General features: G+C 66.0%; 12 protein-coding genes and 3 pseudogenes. 12 read left to right on the forward strand and 3 right to left on the reverse strand.

Translation table 11 applies throughout. The annotated features are described in order from the left end of the window. The first annotated feature begins 17 nt into the window (after positions 1-17). The 3 genes from RZE79_RS33450 to RZE79_RS33460 are packed head-to-tail and all read left to right on the forward strand — an operon-like array spanning position 18 to position 4,273. Positions 18-2,417, forward strand: coding sequence for an adenosylcobalamin-dependent ribonucleoside-diphosphate reductase (locus tag RZE79_RS33450; protein WP_319361709.1), 2,400 nt, complete (start codon positions 18-20; stop codon positions 2,415-2,417). Beyond that, a complete protein-coding gene (locus RZE79_RS33455; protein ID WP_319361710.1) occupies positions 2,410-3,681 on the forward strand; it encodes an NnrS family protein in 1,272 nt (423 codons plus the stop codon). Before RZE79_RS33450 ends, RZE79_RS33455 begins: the two co-directional genes overlap by 8 nt. Before the next feature lie 7 nt (positions 3,682-3,688). Then, positions 3,689-4,273, forward strand: a complete 585-nt coding sequence (locus tag RZE79_RS33460; RefSeq protein ID WP_319361711.1) for a nitroreductase — start codon at positions 3,689-3,691, stop codon at positions 4,271-4,273. Here the strand turns inward: RZE79_RS33460 and RZE79_RS33465 are convergent. Further along, positions 4,262-4,657: pseudogene (locus RZE79_RS33465) on the reverse strand (response regulator transcription factor); the annotation flags it as partial. The gene RZE79_RS33460 and the pseudogene RZE79_RS33465 overlap by 12 nt on opposite strands. Positions 4,658-5,140: 483 nt before the next feature. Continuing rightward, positions 5,141-5,371: a hypothetical protein gene (locus RZE79_RS33470; protein WP_319361713.1), complete on the reverse strand. Its 231-nt coding sequence runs from the start codon at positions 5,369-5,371 to the stop codon at positions 5,141-5,143. A gap of 692 nt (positions 5,372-6,063) precedes the next feature. Here RZE79_RS33470 and RZE79_RS33475 point away from each other — a divergent pair. From RZE79_RS33475 to RZE79_RS33510, 8 genes and pseudogenes are all read left to right on the forward strand, one after another. Further along, a complete protein-coding gene (locus tag RZE79_RS33475; RefSeq protein ID WP_319361715.1) occupies positions 6,064-6,411 on the forward strand; it encodes a type II toxin-antitoxin system prevent-host-death family antitoxin in 348 nt (115 codons plus the stop codon). Then, on the forward strand, positions 6,411-7,058 hold the full coding sequence (locus tag RZE79_RS33480; protein WP_319362389.1) for an AAA family ATPase: 648 nt from the start codon (positions 6,411-6,413) through the stop codon (positions 7,056-7,058). Before RZE79_RS33475 ends, RZE79_RS33480 begins: the two co-directional genes overlap by 1 nt. 284 nt (positions 7,059-7,342) lie before the next feature. Beyond that, positions 7,343-8,314: a GSU2403 family nucleotidyltransferase fold protein gene (locus RZE79_RS33485; RefSeq protein ID WP_319361717.1), complete on the forward strand. Its 972-nt coding sequence runs from the start codon at positions 7,343-7,345 to the stop codon at positions 8,312-8,314. Between the two features lie 723 nt (positions 8,315-9,037). Further along, positions 9,038-9,319 carry an HU family DNA-binding protein gene (locus RZE79_RS33490; protein WP_319361719.1) on the forward strand — a complete coding sequence of 94 codons (282 nt, stop codon included), beginning with the start codon at positions 9,038-9,040 and terminating at the stop codon, positions 9,317-9,319. A 585-nt stretch (positions 9,320-9,904) separates the two neighbouring features. Continuing rightward, complete coding sequence (locus RZE79_RS33495) at positions 9,905-10,108, forward strand: transcriptional regulator (RefSeq protein ID WP_319361721.1); 204 nt, start codon at positions 9,905-9,907, stop codon at positions 10,106-10,108. Further along, positions 10,098-10,445, forward strand: a complete 348-nt coding sequence (locus tag RZE79_RS33500; RefSeq protein ID WP_319361723.1) for a HipA N-terminal domain-containing protein — start codon at positions 10,098-10,100, stop codon at positions 10,443-10,445. The genes RZE79_RS33495 and RZE79_RS33500 overlap by 11 nt, the downstream gene beginning before the upstream one ends. 107 nt (positions 10,446-10,552) lie before the next feature. Beyond that, positions 10,553-10,681 (forward strand): annotated as a pseudogene (locus tag RZE79_RS33505) (type II toxin-antitoxin system HipA family toxin); the annotation flags it as partial. 28 nt (positions 10,682-10,709) lie between these two features. Next, on the forward strand, positions 10,710-11,189 hold the full coding sequence (locus RZE79_RS33510; RefSeq protein ID WP_319361724.1) for a HipA domain-containing protein: 480 nt from the start codon (positions 10,710-10,712) through the stop codon (positions 11,187-11,189). 266 nt (positions 11,190-11,455) lie between these two features. Here the strand turns inward: RZE79_RS33510 and RZE79_RS34820 are convergent. Beyond that, positions 11,456-14,025, reverse strand: a pseudogene (locus RZE79_RS34820) (DUF6351 family protein). On the opposite strand from RZE79_RS34820, the gene RZE79_RS33525 reads away from it, so the two are divergent. After that, the gene (locus tag RZE79_RS33525; RefSeq protein WP_319361730.1) at positions 13,937-15,013 is read left to right on the forward strand and encodes a PAS domain-containing sensor histidine kinase; all 1,077 of its coding nucleotides are present in this window, start codon (positions 13,937-13,939) and stop codon (positions 15,011-15,013) included. The pseudogene RZE79_RS34820 and the gene RZE79_RS33525 sit on opposite strands and share 89 nt — an antisense overlap.

Below are 15,013 nucleotides of genomic sequence, written 5' to 3' on the forward strand. Positions count from 1 at the left end.
ACCTACGCTGGAAACCCATGAAACGAGACGACGCCGTTGCCATTTCGCTGCCCATGCAGCCGATCAGCCGCGATGTGCTGCGCGAGAAGTACCTCAAGCCCGGCGAGCAGGAGGCCGAGGACCTGTTCGCGCGCGTGGCGCGTGCGCTGGCCTCGGTCGAGCCCGAGGCCGAGCGCGCGCGATGGCAGGCGCGCTTCCTGGAGAACCTGCGCGCCGGCGCGATCGGCGCGGGACGCATCATGAGCGCGGCCGGCACGGACCTGGAGGCGACGCTGATCAACTGCTTCGTGCAGCCGGTGGGCGACTGCATCCAGGGCCAGGATGCCGCCGGCTATCCCGGAATCTACGAGGCGCTGCGCGAGGCCGCCGAGACGATGCGCCGCGGCGGCGGCGTGGGCTACGACTTCTCGCGCATCCGCCCGCGCGGCGCGCAGGTGCGCGCGACGGCGTCGCTCGCCTCGGGACCGTGCAGCTACATCGACGTGTTCGACCGCTCCTGCTCCACCGTCGAAAGCGCGGGCGCGCGCCGCGGCGCGCAGATGGGCGTGATGCGGATCGACCATCCCGACGTGCTCGACTTCATCACCGCAAAGCGCACGCCCGGGCGCTGGAACAACTTCAACGTGTCGGTGGCGGTCAGCGACCGGTTCATGCACGCCCTGGCGGCCGGCGAGGACTGGCCCCTGGTGCACAGCGCCACGCCCGGCGCCGAACTGATCGCCGAGGGCGCCGTGCAGGCCCCGGACGGCCGCTGGATCTACCGCCGCGTGCCGGCGCGCGAACTGTGGGACACGGTGATGCGGTCGGCCTACGACTTCGCCGAGCCGGGCATCCTCTTCACGGACACGATCCACCACGACAACAACCTGCGCGACCGCGAGGTCATCGAGGCGACCAACCCATGCGGCGAGCAGCCGCTGCCGGCCTACGGCTGCTGCGACCTCGGCCCGGTCATCCTGCCGCGCTTCGTCGCGCATCCGTTCGGCGTCGGCGGGCCGCCGCAGTTCGATTTCGCGCGCTTCGAGGAAGCGGTCGCGGTCCAGGTCCGCGCACTCGACAACGTGCTGGACCTGACCTACTGGCCGCTGCCCCAGCAGCGGGCGCAGGCCATGGCCAAGCGCCGCATCGGCGTGGGCTTCACGGGCCTGGGCAACGCGCTGGCCATGCTCTGCCTGCGCTACGACCAACCCGAGGGCCGCGCGATGGCGGTGCGCATCGCGCGCGCGCTGCGCGACGCGGCGTACGCGGCCTCGGTCGCGCTCGCGCGCGAGAAAGGGGCCTTCCCCGAATTCGACGCGCCGCAGTACCTCGCGCCGGGCACCTTCGCCAGCCGGCTGGAGCCGGCCCTGCAGGCGCAGATCCGTACGCACGGCATCCGCAACAGCCACCTGGTGTCGATCGCGCCGACGGGCACCGTGAGCCTGGCGTTCGCCGACAACGCTTCCAACGGCATCGAGCCGCCGTTCTCCTGGACCTACCGGCGCAAGAAGCGCGAGGCCGACGGCAGCACCAGCGAGTACGAGGTGGAGGACCATGCCTGGCGGCTCTACCGCTCGCTGGGCGGCGACACCGCCGCGCTGCCGGCCTACTTCGTCTCCGCGCTGTCGATGCCCGCGGCCGGCCATCTGGCGATGATGGAGGCGGTGCAGCCTTTCGTCGACACCGCGATCTCCAAGACGGTCAACGTGCCCGCCGACTGTCCCTACGAGGACTTCAAGGAGCTCTATGCCCAGGCCTGGCGCGCGAAGCTCAAGGGCCTGGCCACGTACCGGCCCAACGCGATCCTCGGCTCGGTGCTGGCGCTCGCGCCGGTGCCGGAGGAAGGCGAGCCTTCCGCGGGCGGCGCCGTCGCGGACCCGATGCGCGCGATGATCGAAAGCCGCCCCACCGGTGCGCTGAGCGCGCTCGCGGAGAAGATCGAGTACTGGACGCAGCAGGGGCGCCAGACGCTGTACCTCGTGGTTTCGTTCCTGCCCCTGGCCGACGGGCGCGAACGCGCGGTCGAGTTCTTCATGCCCGTGGGCCAGAGCGGCGAGTCGCAGCAGTGGATCACGGCGAGCATGCGGCTGCTGTCGCTGGCGGCCCGCGGCGGCTTCCTCGACCGGGCGCTGGCCGACATGCGCAAGGTCGCTTGGGACCGCGGGCCGGTGCGCCTGGGCACCCACGCGAAGGCCGACGGCACCCCGGTGCCGATGTGGCACGATTCGGAGGTGGGGGCGATCGCCTACGCGATCCAGAACCTGATCGCCCAGCGCAACGGCCTCGCGCGGCCCTCCGACGGCCCGTCCGCGCCGGCGGCCGCGGTGCCCGCGCCGCTGATGGGCGCCAAGTGCCCGGAATGCGGCGCCCACGCGATGATCCGCAAGGACGGCTGCGACTACTGCACGCAGTGCGGGCACCTCGGAAGCTGTGGCTGAGCCTGCGGCGGCAGCGCGCGCCCAGATTCCGCGCTGGCGCGTGCGGCACCTGCTGCGGGCGCCGCATCGGCTCGGCTTCTTCCTGGGCACCCTCGTGCTGCTGGCCGCCGGCGGCTGGTGGGCGGCGGTCCAGCTGATGCGCGCAGGCCTCGGCGCGGCACCCGCCGCCGCGGTGCCGGTCTCGCTGGTCCACGCGGCCGCGATGACCTTCGGATTCATGCCGCTGTTCTTCGCCGGCTTCCTGTTCACCGCGGTGCCCAAGTGGCTGCGGGTGCCGCCGCCGCCGACGGGACGCCTCGCGGCGCCGCTGCTCGCGCAGGCCGCCGGCGCGATGGCCTGGCTGGCCGGCAGCCATGTGCACCGGCTCGCGGCCTGTGCCGGACTGGCCGTGGCCACCGCCGGCCTCGTCGGGGTGACGGTCCGCTACGCGCGCATGCTGCGCGCGAGCGCGCAGGCCGACCGGCTGCACGCGGGATTGATCGGCCTGGCGCTCGCATTCGGCTGTGTCTGCCTGGCCGCGGCGGCGGCGTCCACCGCCGCCGGCTGGGACCGGGCCGCCAGCGCATGGGTGCGCAGCGGGTTCTGGGGTTTCGTGGTGATGGTGTTCCTCTGCGTGTCCCATCGCCTGATCCCCTTCTTCACCTGCGATGCCTTCCCGACGTCCCGCCGGTTCGGTGCGTCCTGGAGCCTCTGGGCGATGCTCGGTCTCGCGGCCCTCGAAGCGGCGGCCGAGCTGCTCGATGCCGCGGGCGGGCGCTCCACGGTGCGCGAGGTCCTGCTCGGCGCGGTCGAATGGGCCGCGGGCGCGGGCACGATCTGGCTGTGCGTGCGCTGGGGCCGGACCCAGAACCTCGCCGTGCGATGGGTGGGCATGCTGCACCTGGGGTTCGTCTGGCTCGGCCTCGCGCTGGTCCTCGGCGGCGCGGCGCGGCTGCTGTCAGCGCAGACCGGCGCCGTCCATCTGCCGCTGGGCGCCTTGCATGCGGTCGCCATGGGAAGCCTGGGCTCCCTGATGCTGGCCATGGTCGCGCGCATCTCCATGGCCCACAGCGGCCGCCCCGTGCGTGCCGAGGGCCTGCTGACCGGCGTATTCCGCGCGCTGCAGGTCGCGACCCTGCTGCGCCTTGCGGCCACCCTGCCCTGGCCGCACGCCCAGGGCATCATCGCTTTCGCTGCGCTTGCGTGGTTCACGCTCACGCTCTTCTGGGGAACACGACATGTCTACTGGTATGGACTTCCGCGCGCCGACGGCCGCCCCGGCTGATCCGCCGATGACCGAACGGCAACTGGCCGCCTTGCTGCAGGCGCGCCGCACCGTGCTGCCGAAGCGGCTCGGCGCGCCCGGGCCCGGGCGCCACGAACTCGAGCGCATCCTTGGCGCCGCCGCTGCAGCGCCCGACCACGGCGCGCTCGTGCCCTGGCGGTTCGTGATCGTTCCGCTGACCCAGCGCGAGCGGCTCGCGCAGGTCTTCGTGCAGTCGCTGCTGCAGCGCGACAGTGCGGCGACGCCCGAGCAGTGCGGCCAGGCGAGAGAGAAGGCGTTTCGCGCGCCGGTGCTGATGCTCGCGGTCGTGCGACTCGGTGCGGACGACGCGCAGATCCCGGCCACCGACCGGATGGTCTCGGCGGGCTGCGCGATCCAGAACATGCTGCTGACGGCGACGGCGCTGGGCTTCGGCTCGGCGCTGACCACCGGCCGGGCGCTGCAGTCGCCCGGTCTGCGCGCGCTGTTCTCGCTCGGCGAGCACGAGCAGCCGCTGTGCTTCGTCAGCTTCGGCTCGGTGACGAGCGCCAAGGCCGGCGCCGCCCGGCCCGCGCTGGAGCGCTACGTGTCCGAGCTCGCGGAGGCGCCGTGAAGAGGCTGAGATGTACCGGCGCCCCAGCGCAACGGTGCGAACGGCGTCGGCGATTTCCTCCGGCGGGCATTCCTTGTTGAGATAGCCCGATGCCCCTTGGCGGATCAGGTTCACGGCGTAGTGTTCCTCCGGATATCCGCTGAGGATGAGCACGCCGAGATTGGGTGCCTTGGCGCGAACCATGGCCAGCGAATCGATGCCGCTTTGTCCGGGCATGGACAGGTCCATGATCAGCACGTCCATCTCTGTGGTGCGAACCATGTCGATCGCTTCTCGTCCAGATCCGGCTTCACCGACCACCCGGAAATCCACAAAGGAGGAAAAGAAGGCCTTCAGGCCAGAACGGACGACCGCGTGGTCGTCGACGATGCCGATCTTGATCATGTGGTCGCTGCTTGCAAGTTGATGGAGGGAGCCGCGCTTGGCGGCGGAAGGGACAATGCCACAGCGGCGCAACGTTTTTCGCTCGCGGCTGGAAGTCGCGCTTTTGTCCTGCACGGTCGCGCCATCCCCTCCTCCACGAATGCGCGCCCTTCGCTGATGCATGCTGATGTCATGCACCACGCCGCTTCGCCCGGGCAGGCTGTACATCCTGCAGCAACAGGGGCTGTGACTTGAAGGAGCCAGGTTCGAGAGGAACGTGACGTGCGATAGCGCGCGCACGGATTCGTGGGCATGTGAACGACTACTCCAAGGGAGCGCAAGAGAGTGACCGGCCCATGCAAGAGGGCTCTGTGTCTCACCTGCACGAAGTGTTGGCAGGAGATCGACAACGATCCTTCCGCCCTCGCGGCGAAGCCGAGTCGTGCGTTGGGGCGACAACACCCGCGCTGACAGGTCAGCCGCTTTCGCAGTAGGTCGTTGCGCTCAGCTCGTACCGAGAATGATCGCGCCCGAGGCGATGAATCGATCGAATTCGATCTTGGGAATGGCGGCGCTCATCGGTTGGTCTGCCTCGGTCCAGGTCAGCACGGCGCTGTCTCCTTCGACGATGACCTTGCAGTGGCCTTCGGGGATCGTAAGCAGCGGGCCGTCGCCAGCGCGAAATTCGACCGGGGCTGCGATACGGGCGCTGATCTGGGTAGGGTCTGAGGACATGGCGGTGATGGTCGGAGCAGCCGGTCCATCGCGGCGTGGGACGGCACCGCATCCTTGCCGAGGGGAATGCCCTCAACGCAGGGGCCGCGCATCTTTCACAATCGCCTCTGCGGGGGCGAGCAGGCTCCAGCCTGCGCATCAGTGCCTCCAATACACGCTTCGTCGGGCACAAGCAGCCACGATCATGCCTCTACCTATGGCCACCGCCCCCCAGATGACAAGCGGGTTGAGCAGGATGCGCGCGAGTGGTAATGGACGTCGCTCACTGCCGTATTCGATTCCGGACGCAGCCCTTTCCTTTGGGGTGATCATCCGTTCAGCGCTCGGGTTCTCTTCCCCTTCCAAGGCCGCTTCCGACAAACTGCCCCCTTGGGGGCAGCTCCTGATGCCCCTTGACATCGGTACCCTATGAGACGGACTGGCAGTGGGCTTGGAGGCCATGCCCACCCGGGGGACGCTCAAGCTTGCGAACCCTGCCCTCCAGGATCTGCTGGCCATCGGGAGTTTTTTGGACAGGGCGACACGTTCGGAGAATGCCCTGGCAATTGATCGCGGCGAAGCGCCGTCGGCGGGCTGTACGCCCGGCACCGAAGCTTGGCGATACGCGCCCAAGTTGCCAACTCAAGCGATGTCGATGGGGTGAATTGTCTATTTTTGCCATTTTTGCCATAATGACCCAAAAGGAGCACTTCATGGCCGCCGTCCTTCCCAGCCTCAACGACCTGCCCCGTCAGAACGCCTCCCACGTCAAGAACCGGTGGGGCGACGTGGTGCGCCAAGTCCAGCAATCGGGCAGCGTTGCAGTCACCAACCATTCGACGGTGGAGATGGTGCTCCTGACCGCAGCCACGTACAACCAGCTGGTGGAAGACGCACAGGCGCTCAAGGCACGTGAGCAGTCGGTGCTCGATGAACTCGGCCAACGCTTCGACGCACGTCTTGGCGTGCTGCAGCAGCCCGATGCCTCGGCGAAGGTGGGCGGTCTGTTCGCGGCCAAGGGCAAGCTGACGCGACGTCCCAAGGCGGGCGAGACATTCTGATCGCGGTGGCCGCGCGCCCGTTCATCCTGGTGCTGGCCGGCGTCAATGGCGCCGGCAAAAGCTCGGTCGCGGGCGCCTTGCTCGAAGAGCACGGCCTGACCTGGTTCAACCCGGACACTTGCGCGCGGGAGCTGGTCGCGCAGCTGGGCCTGACGCAAGAAGAAGCGAATGCCCGCGCATGGCACATGGGCCGTGAGCGGCTGGAGGCGGCCATTGCGCAAGGTTCCAGCTACGCATTCGAAACCACGCTGGGTGCGAAAACCATCCCCGCCTTGCTTGCGCGGGCCGCAGCAAGCCATGACGTGATCATGATCTATTGCGGTCTCTCGTCACCCGAGCAACACATGGCACGGGTTCAAGCCCGGGTCGCGCGCGGGGGGCACCACATCCCCGAGGTCAAGATCCGCGAGCGCTGGATCGCATCGCGCGCCAATCTCATCCAGCTGCTGCCAAAGCTCACGCGGCTGCAGGTCTTTGACAACAGCGCCGAAGCGGCGACCGGAGAGGACATCGCGGATCCAGTCCTGGTGCTCGAATTGAACTCGGGCGAGCCAATCTTTCCGCAGCCCGATGACCACGCCGCGCTCGCTGCGACACCGCCGTGGGCTCGCCCCATCGTCCAGGCGGCCATCGAACTGGCGCGCTGACACACGGCAGCAGGTGCCACTCTCGTCGCAGAGCGTTCGTAGTGAATCGGCACGTTCCTCGGCGACTTGGTTCCTAGCGGCCAAAAACTGATGCAGACGCCGCAAGGTCACGAGATCTATTTTACACGTTGCATCTCGATGATCGACGAGTTTTAGCTACGTAACTCGTTGAATTTAAAGGATTTTCATCATTAATCGTAAGATCAAACGTTTGTGGTGAAAAAAGCAGGCGCTGCTTTTCAGGTTTTTCACTATAAAAAACGAAATCTTGAGAAAATGATGAAATGTCAGACATCCTCGAGAACAGCGAAAGCCAGAAGCGGCAGTACATCGACGCGGAGACCGTCTTTGCAGAACTGCGGCGCTTGAGGCAAGAGGCCGCACAGTTCCGAGGCGGAATGATGTGGCGCGAGATCTCAGGACATCGGTATCTCATCCGCACCTCGGTCAAGGGTGCGCACAAATCGCTGGGCCCCGAAAGTGAAGCAACCAACAGGATTTTTCAGGCCTTCTCCCAGCGAAAGGCGGCACTTGCCGAACGACTGGCGTCCATCGAAAAGACGTTCGAGGAACAGCGCCGTCTGAATCGTGCGCTGCGCGTGGGGCGGGTTCCGCCGCTCGTTGTCAACGTACTGAACATCCTAGACAAAGCCGGGTTGTCCGAGCATTTCACGGTGGTCGGCACACACGCGCTGTATGCATATGAAAGTGCGTGTGGTGTGCGATTTGTGCCTCGGGCAATGGCAACGCGCGACATTGACCTTCTGTTTGATACACGCAAGCATCTGGCCTTTTTCTCACGCATGAAGGAATCGGATGTATCGCTGCTGGGACTCCTTCGCAAGGCCGACAAATCCTTCGAGCGCCTTGAGGATCAAAAAGAAACCGCGCGCAACGCGACCGGCTTCGAGATCGACGTCATTCGTCGTGTTGCCAAGGATGGTGACCCGCATCCGCTGCGCATGAGCGATGACGAGGACGAGGACGAGGACGAGGACGAGGACGACATCTGGGCAGTACAAGCGTCCACTGGCGAAAGAAACCTGAGTTCACCTCGATTCAGCCAGATGGTGGTCGCGACGAACGGCGAGATGACGCTCATGAATACGATGCATCCCCTAGATTTCGTGGACGTCAAACTGGCTTTGGCGAACTATGCGAATCGCGATCCTCTCAAGCGTTCGAAAGATGCATTGCAGGCCGAGCTTGTGGCGACGCTGGTCCGGGACTACATGCCGCAGTACGCACGCCTTTGATAGCCGCAGAGCAGATGGTTTTGCAAGAAGAAAGCGACCATTTCCCCACTGAGATCAATATCGTCTTTCTTCGCGCCACATAAGGTGCGGTCGCGCCTTCCCCTCGCGGATGCTTTGGCAGCAACCTGTTTTCCAACCGCGTGACGCTATGGCCTAGGGGATGCGAGCGGTCGAATGCCGTGGGCCTCGGCAAGGCGGCCAAGTGCGTCTACGCAAGTCGCCTCTACAGGGCGTACCCCCCGGTATTAGGGGCGCTCGAGGCCGGCCTGCAGTTGAGAGTTTTCGGCGGGTGATTCTGCGGGAGCCGAAGGAGGCAGTGCAGCGATCAGTAACAGGGCGATCCCGAAGGCGATGACAGTGATAGAGGTTTTCAAGCTTGTTCTCTTTGAACGGGCGCGGCAGCGGCGCCGGGCGAATCATAGAGGCCGAGGCAGTTCAAGAAGGCTGCTTTCCGTGAAGAACTTCCGCCTCACGCAAGGCCGCGCAAAAACGCGTCGCTGCTCTTTCGGGAACTGTGAGAAATTCCCTCGGCGCAAGAATCCGCGCCCTTTCCCTGTGGCAGTGCACCGTCACGCCAGCGCAAGACACGGTCGTGCTGTTTCCGTTTCGAAACGCTTCCAATGGACAACTCGGCCGTGGTCATGCTTAGACTCGGCTCTGCACGCATCCGCGTCTCTGGTCTCTGTTTTCTTCTCCACCACTTCCCTTGAAAGAGTCCCCATTTTGAACAAGACCGACCTCGTTGCAGCCGTTGCCGCAGACACCAACCTCAGCAAGATCGATGCTGCACGAGCACTTGATTCCGTCCTCGAAAACCTCTCGCGCGCATTGGTTCGTGGCGATACCGTCCAGTTGATTGGCTTCGGCACCTTCGCGGTTTCGGATCGTCCGGAGCGCTCGGGCCGCAATCCTTCGACGGGCGAGCCCATGACCATCAAGGCAAGCAAGGCCCCGAAGTTCTCCGCTGGCAAGGCCCTGAAGGACGCCCTCAACGCCGCCAACTGAGCGAGGGCCTGGACGACATGTCGCACGCCTGCGATGACGCGACATGTTCCGCTCAACCCAGACGTCACGTCCGTGTCGTCCACGCCTGGGATCGAGCCTCACAGGATTGGGCTGCCTCATACGATCGAGGTGGACTCGCAGCATGGAGCGCCGTTGCGTGGGCCGTCCGAGCTCGCACAGGCGCAGCAATGCACTAGGTAAGAAACTGCGCACCGCAACCTCTTGCTGTTCCCAAAGGTATCGTGCGCGTTCGACCGTGGGTTCGCCGAGCTTGGCGGTACCCTTACCTGCCCACATGCGTGGGCTGACCCGCAGCGCCCTGACATCGGCAGCGCTATGGCGCGAAGTTGCGTTCCGGGAGCCTTCGCCCTACGGCGGATATGAGCGGAGTGCCATGGCACGAGCACCTCTCACAGGCGATTCGATATCAACCTGTTCGGTGGCACTCACCCCCTTGCGTTCTTAATCTGTCCTCCTTAACGGACATTTTCTGAATTTCTCCAGAAAATGTGTCGCATGAAGGACAAAATCCGATTGCCCATCGAGCTTGGCCACGCCATCCAGCGTGCGCGCAAAGAGTGACGTTTGAAGGCGACCGACATCGCCGCGCGGTCTGAACGCGCGCGCAGCGTGCTTTATCGGTTGGAGCGGGGCGATGACATCACGCTCACCTCATTGTTCGACATCCTGCGCGCCATGGATCTGACGATCCGCCTGGAGCGTCTGGGCATGCCAACGCAGGAGGAAGTCGCTGCGCGATTTGGACAGGATGAGGACGATGCTTCCTGAAAGAACCAAGCAGCTGGACGTCGAGATCGCCGGTGAGTCGGCCGGTCAATTGCTCAAGCACTCGATCTACGAGTTCCGGTATCTCGACAGCCGTGTCGATCAGCCTTCGCTCGCATTGCTGATGCCGCCCACACAACCGACATACCAGGGCGGCGCACTGTTCGCCGTGATGGACCAGAACCTGCCCGAGGGAGACCTGTACCTGCGTCTGCGGGCGAGGTTCCCCAAACAGCAGCTCACCCAGATGCATCTACTCGCAGTGGAGGGTTCTAACGGCATCGGACGACTGGATTTCGGCTGCCGGGCGCGACGTTGCCTGCAGCGCCCCGGATCCTGAATCGCAAGGCCTTGCTCGCAACCCGGTACACGACTGAAGTTTTCGACGAACTGGTCCGTGCCTACCTGAGCACGGGTGCCGGCATTGCCGGCATGCAGCCAAAGATCATGGTGCCGGACCGAATCAGCGTATCGGTGCCAACGATCATCGTGAAGGCCGCCGCACCTTCCTATCCAGGCTTGTCGGCCAATGAGTTCATGTGCCTCACGGCAGCTGGCCACGCAGGCATCGAGACGCCCACATTCGATCTTTCGGATGACGGGCATGTGCTCCTGGTCGACCGTTTCGACATTGCGGCAGACGGATCTCGGATCGGACATCGCGGCCTTGATGAACCTTCGGGTGCGCGACATCCAATCAGATCGGAAATACCAGGGGAGCTACCAGCGTATCGCCGAGCTCATGCAGTATCTCCAGCTGCCGAGCAAGAACCTCGAACGATTCTTCGAGCAGGTGGCGTTCAGCATCATGGTGCGTAATGGCGACGCTCACCTCAAGAACTTTGGTCTGCTCTATACCTCGAGCGCGGACTGCCGCCTTGCCCCCATGTTCGACGTAGTCACAACCGCGCTCTACCGGTACACCGCCAGAGGCGAGCGCAGCATCTGTTCACTTGGGTGTATTTGTCGCGGGATATCCGCAAAAATCGTACGTGCGCGAGGAGGCATCGCCAGCACCCGGGTTTGTCTTTCCTCATCGCCCGGCACCTCAAGGATCACCTTGATGTGGCCGGGCTTCGAGTGATCCACCGCAGACAACAGGCACCGATGGGCCATTGCAGTCATCTGTGCTTCTGCCGGATCCAGTACGCCATGCTCTGACACGGTCTTGTTCTTTGCAGTTGCCAAACTCGATCTACTTGCGAGGCTTCTATGAGCCCGTGCAGCTGAATGGTAATGCCGAACGACAGTGCCCGAGCCTTCGATGCATTCGTTTTCTCGAATCGGAATCGTGTCACGGCTTCGGAGCACGCATCCGCGTCGATCGAGGCGAGCACGCCCGGCGACTGTTTAGTAGCGCAGCCACGTCCCCTGCAGCGCTGCCTGCCCCAGGCCCGGCTTGCTGAAGTCGCACACGCCATCGGGGAAGATCGCGTCCAGCCGCAGCTTCTCCGGCGGCGTGAAGACCGCGGGCAAGAAGTCGGCCTCGTTCACCGGCTTCAACTGGCACTTGAGCACGTTGTCCGTCAGCGGCCCGCCGGCCACCATGCGCGGCGCGGGCGTCTTCGGGTACAACGCATTGCACTTGCCCGGACCGTCGTATGTGGCGGTTTCGCGGTAGCGCGCACTGTCGTTCACGTCCCAGCACGAGTCCTGCGCATCGACCGGCTTGAGGCGGGCGACCTTGTCGGCCGTGAGCGGTGCGGGGTCCTCCGCCAGCGCGTCCAGCCACTGGGCCATCAGGTCCAGCCGGGCGACCAGCGTGTCGCGCAGCAGCGTACTCAACGGCCCGACCTGCGCGGGCTTGCCGATCAGTGCGGCCAGCTGCGGGTTCGGGAACAGCCAGATCACCTGGTTGTCCGATCGGCCGTTGGCCTGCTCCAGTTGCGCGCGCAGCTTGAGGTCGTTGTAGATCGTGTGGATGTCGGCACCAGGCTCGGCATAGGGGTGCAGGCTCAGCATCGGCACCGTTGCGAGGCCACCCGCGCCGCTGCCCACGCGGCCCAGCGCATGGGCGCGTGCCAGGCCGTCGATGTCGCCCACCGTGCGCTGCGCGACGATGTTGCCGTCGCCGTCGTAGCCGCCGACCTTCTCGTTGAGGTCGAGGAACTGGGTGACGGTGATCGCGCCCTTCTTCAGGCTTTCGAGCCCGTAGGCTACGCCCACGTTGTCCAGCGGCCGGCGCGCAAAGCCGGTGGCGGCGTCGCGTCCGAGCGAGGTGGCGTTGATGTCGTACACGGTGCAGCGCGCCCCGGTCGGGTTGGTGACCGGGTGGTAGACCTTGCTGGCATCGTTCAGGCCGCAAGCCGGCTTGATCGAGCCGCTCGTGGCGAGCACGGCGTCGCCGTTGCCGATGCTCCAGTTGCGGCAGGTGCCCTTGAGGTGGCCTTCCACCGCGCGGCGCACGGCGTCCGAAAACGGATACCCCGGGCTGGCGGTGTTGGTGAAATAGGTGTCGAGCAGCCGGCAGTCGGACACGGCCATCGCCGTGCTGAACACATCGGGGAAGGCCGCGTCGGGCATCAGCCCGTCGAGGATTCGGGGTAGTTCTGCGCAATCAACAGTTGCTGGATCGCACCACCCGAGCCCCCCATGCCGACCACCCAGCGCGGCACGCCGTAGCGCTCGGCGATGTGCTCGCGCAGCATCATCGCGGTCTCGGCCGCCAGCACGTCGTTGACGTTGACCTTGTTGATGTTGAGCGTCGACAGCACGTAGGCGTAGCCCTTCTGCAGCGACTGAATGCTCTGCTGGTCGATGGTGTCGGCCTTGAACACCTCGTCCAGCGTGTTCGATCCCTGGTTGTACTGCGCGGCGGTCGATTCGCCGAAGCGAAAGACGACGCGCCGGTTCCAGCCCGCCGGGTTCCAGCGCCCGGCCTCCTGCGGATCATCGAGCACGGCGATGCGGTAGATCGAGCGGTTGAGGGTGCCCGACTCGACCCGCACGATGAAGGGCACGGTCTTGCCGTCGCGCGTGGTGGCGGTGGCCAGGTCGGCGGGGCGCGGCCCGAGCGGATCGGCCAGCACCTTGCGGGCGCCGGCCGGCGTGAAGTAGAACCAGTCGAAGGTGGTCGCCGCGGAACAGTCGGCGTCCAGCGCTGCGCCCAGCCCGGCGACTGTCGTGCGGCATTCGAAAGGCGTCAGGTGCGGCCCCGAGAACACCGGGCCAGTGAGCGGATGGTTCGTCACGGCGAGCTTGCCGGCAGCGCGCGTGCCGGCCGTGGCGGCGAGCGTGTTCTCACCCACGGCGAGCCCCGCCACCAGCCCGCGCAGCGCGCGGCCGTCCGGTTGCGGCGAGAACGCGGACGTCACGTCGTCGCCGTTGCGCGTCACGCGCACATCGGCGGCGGCCACGCCTTCGGGCAGTGCGACCTCGACCAGCGCGTCGCCGCCGGTCGCCATGTCGGGGCGGCTCGACAGGGTGCGCAGCGTCAGCACGACCGGCTCGGGCGGCGGCGTCGTGGTGCCGGGCCCGGCGCTGCCGTTGCCAGGCGGCAGGAAGGCGGGCCAGCCGGAGCCGCCGTTTCCGCCGCCGCAGCTGCCCAGCAGCAGAAGCAACGACGTGGCCAGCAGTGCGGCCACCGGCCGCGAAACGGGGGAAGCGGCGCGCACCCAGGTCTTCATGTCATGTCTCCGGCATCGAGGCCAAAGGCGGGACTGTAGGCAATCGCGGCGCGCGCATCTGTCAGATAAACGGGTGCGCCGCCTCGGGGAAACACGGATGCGCAGACGCTTTGCGCCGCCCCACGCCACCGCTGGGGCCCGCATAATTCCCCGGTTGGTGACAACAGCCCCGGCGCGCAGATGCCATTCCACAGGGCCGACGACGATGAGACAAACCCCCAACGACGTTCCCTTCGACATGCCTTCCGTCCCGTTCCGCGGCATCGTGGAACAGTCGGTCGCAGGCGTGTACATCCTGCAGGACGAGCATTTTCAGTACACCAACGCCACGTTCGCCGGCATGGCCGGCTATTCGGACGACGAGGTGCTGGGCAAACCGCTGCGCGACTGCGTGCCCGGCTACTACGTCGGCGAGGTGATGGAGCGCTACAAGCGGCGCATCTCCGGCGAAGTGAAGAGCATGCATTTCGTGACCCACGGGCTGCACCGCGACGGCAACGTGGTGCACATCGACGTGCACGGACAGACCATGCAGTTCCGCGGCCGCCCGGCCGTGGTGGGCGTGGGCGTGAACGTGACCGGCCAGATCCAGCGCGACGCCGAGCTGCTGGAGTCGCGCCACGAGTACCGAGAGCTGGCCTCGCGGCTGAACACCATGCGCGAGCAGCAGCGCGCGGAGTACGCACGCGAAGTGCACGACGTACTCGGCGGGTTGCTCACCTCGATGAAGCTCGACGTGGGCCGCATCGCACGCCGTTCGCGCTCCACCGCCATCCGCGGCATCGCCAGCGACCTCAACGCGCTGCTGGTCGAGGCCATCGACAACGTGCGCGAGCTGTCGGAGTCGATGCGTCCGCAGGCGCTCGACCACCTCGGCCTGGGCGCGGCCATTGCCAGCCACCTGAAGCGTTTTCGCGAACGCTCCGAACTGCGCGTGAGCCTGCAGCCGCCCGAGTTCGACATCGACCTGCCGCGCTGGCGATCGATTGCGGTGTTCCGCATCTTCCAGGAGGCGCTCACCAATGTCGCGCGGCATGCGTGCGCCACCGGCGTCACGGTGCGCTTCCGGCGCAGCGACACGGCCTTCTGGCTGGAGATCGAGGACGACGGCATCGGCTTCAGCGCGGGCGTGCCGGCCATGCGCCAGTCGCTCGGCCTGATCTCGATGCGCGAACGCGCCTACGAGCTCGGCGGCACGCTCACGATCGACTCGGCCCCGCGCTTCGGCACGCGCGTGACGCTGCATGCGCCCATCGTGCAAAGCCCGCTGGTGCGCACCTGA

This window comes from Variovorax sp. EBFNA2 (genome assembly GCF_033802765.1).
GTDB lineage: Bacteria > Pseudomonadota > Gammaproteobacteria > Burkholderiales > Burkholderiaceae_C > Variovorax > Variovorax paradoxus_H.

Excerpts from the sequence above, each read along its gene's own strand:
- RZE79_RS33450 (WP_319361709.1), top strand. The coding sequence starts at position 18 with ATGAAACGAGACGACGCCGTTGCCATTTCGCTGCCCATGCAGCCGATC.
- RZE79_RS33460 (WP_319361711.1), top strand. The coding sequence starts at position 3,689 with ATGACCGAACGGCAACTGGCCGCCTTGCTGCAGGCGCGCCGCACCGTG.
- RZE79_RS33470 (WP_319361713.1), bottom strand. The coding sequence starts at position 5,371 with ATGTCCTCAGACCCTACCCAGATCAGCGCCCGTATCGCAGCCCCGGTC.
- RZE79_RS33475 (WP_319361715.1), top strand. The coding sequence starts at position 6,064 with ATGGCCGCCGTCCTTCCCAGCCTCAACGACCTGCCCCGTCAGAACGCC.
- RZE79_RS33485 (WP_319361717.1), top strand. The coding sequence starts at position 7,343 with ATGTCAGACATCCTCGAGAACAGCGAAAGCCAGAAGCGGCAGTACATC.
- RZE79_RS33500 (WP_319361723.1), top strand. The coding sequence starts at position 10,098 with ATGCTTCCTGAAAGAACCAAGCAGCTGGACGTCGAGATCGCCGGTGAG.
- RZE79_RS33510 (WP_319361724.1), top strand. The coding sequence starts at position 10,710 with ATGTGCTCCTGGTCGACCGTTTCGACATTGCGGCAGACGGATCTCGGA.
- RZE79_RS33525 (WP_319361730.1), top strand. The coding sequence starts at position 13,937 with ATGAGACAAACCCCCAACGACGTTCCCTTCGACATGCCTTCCGTCCCG.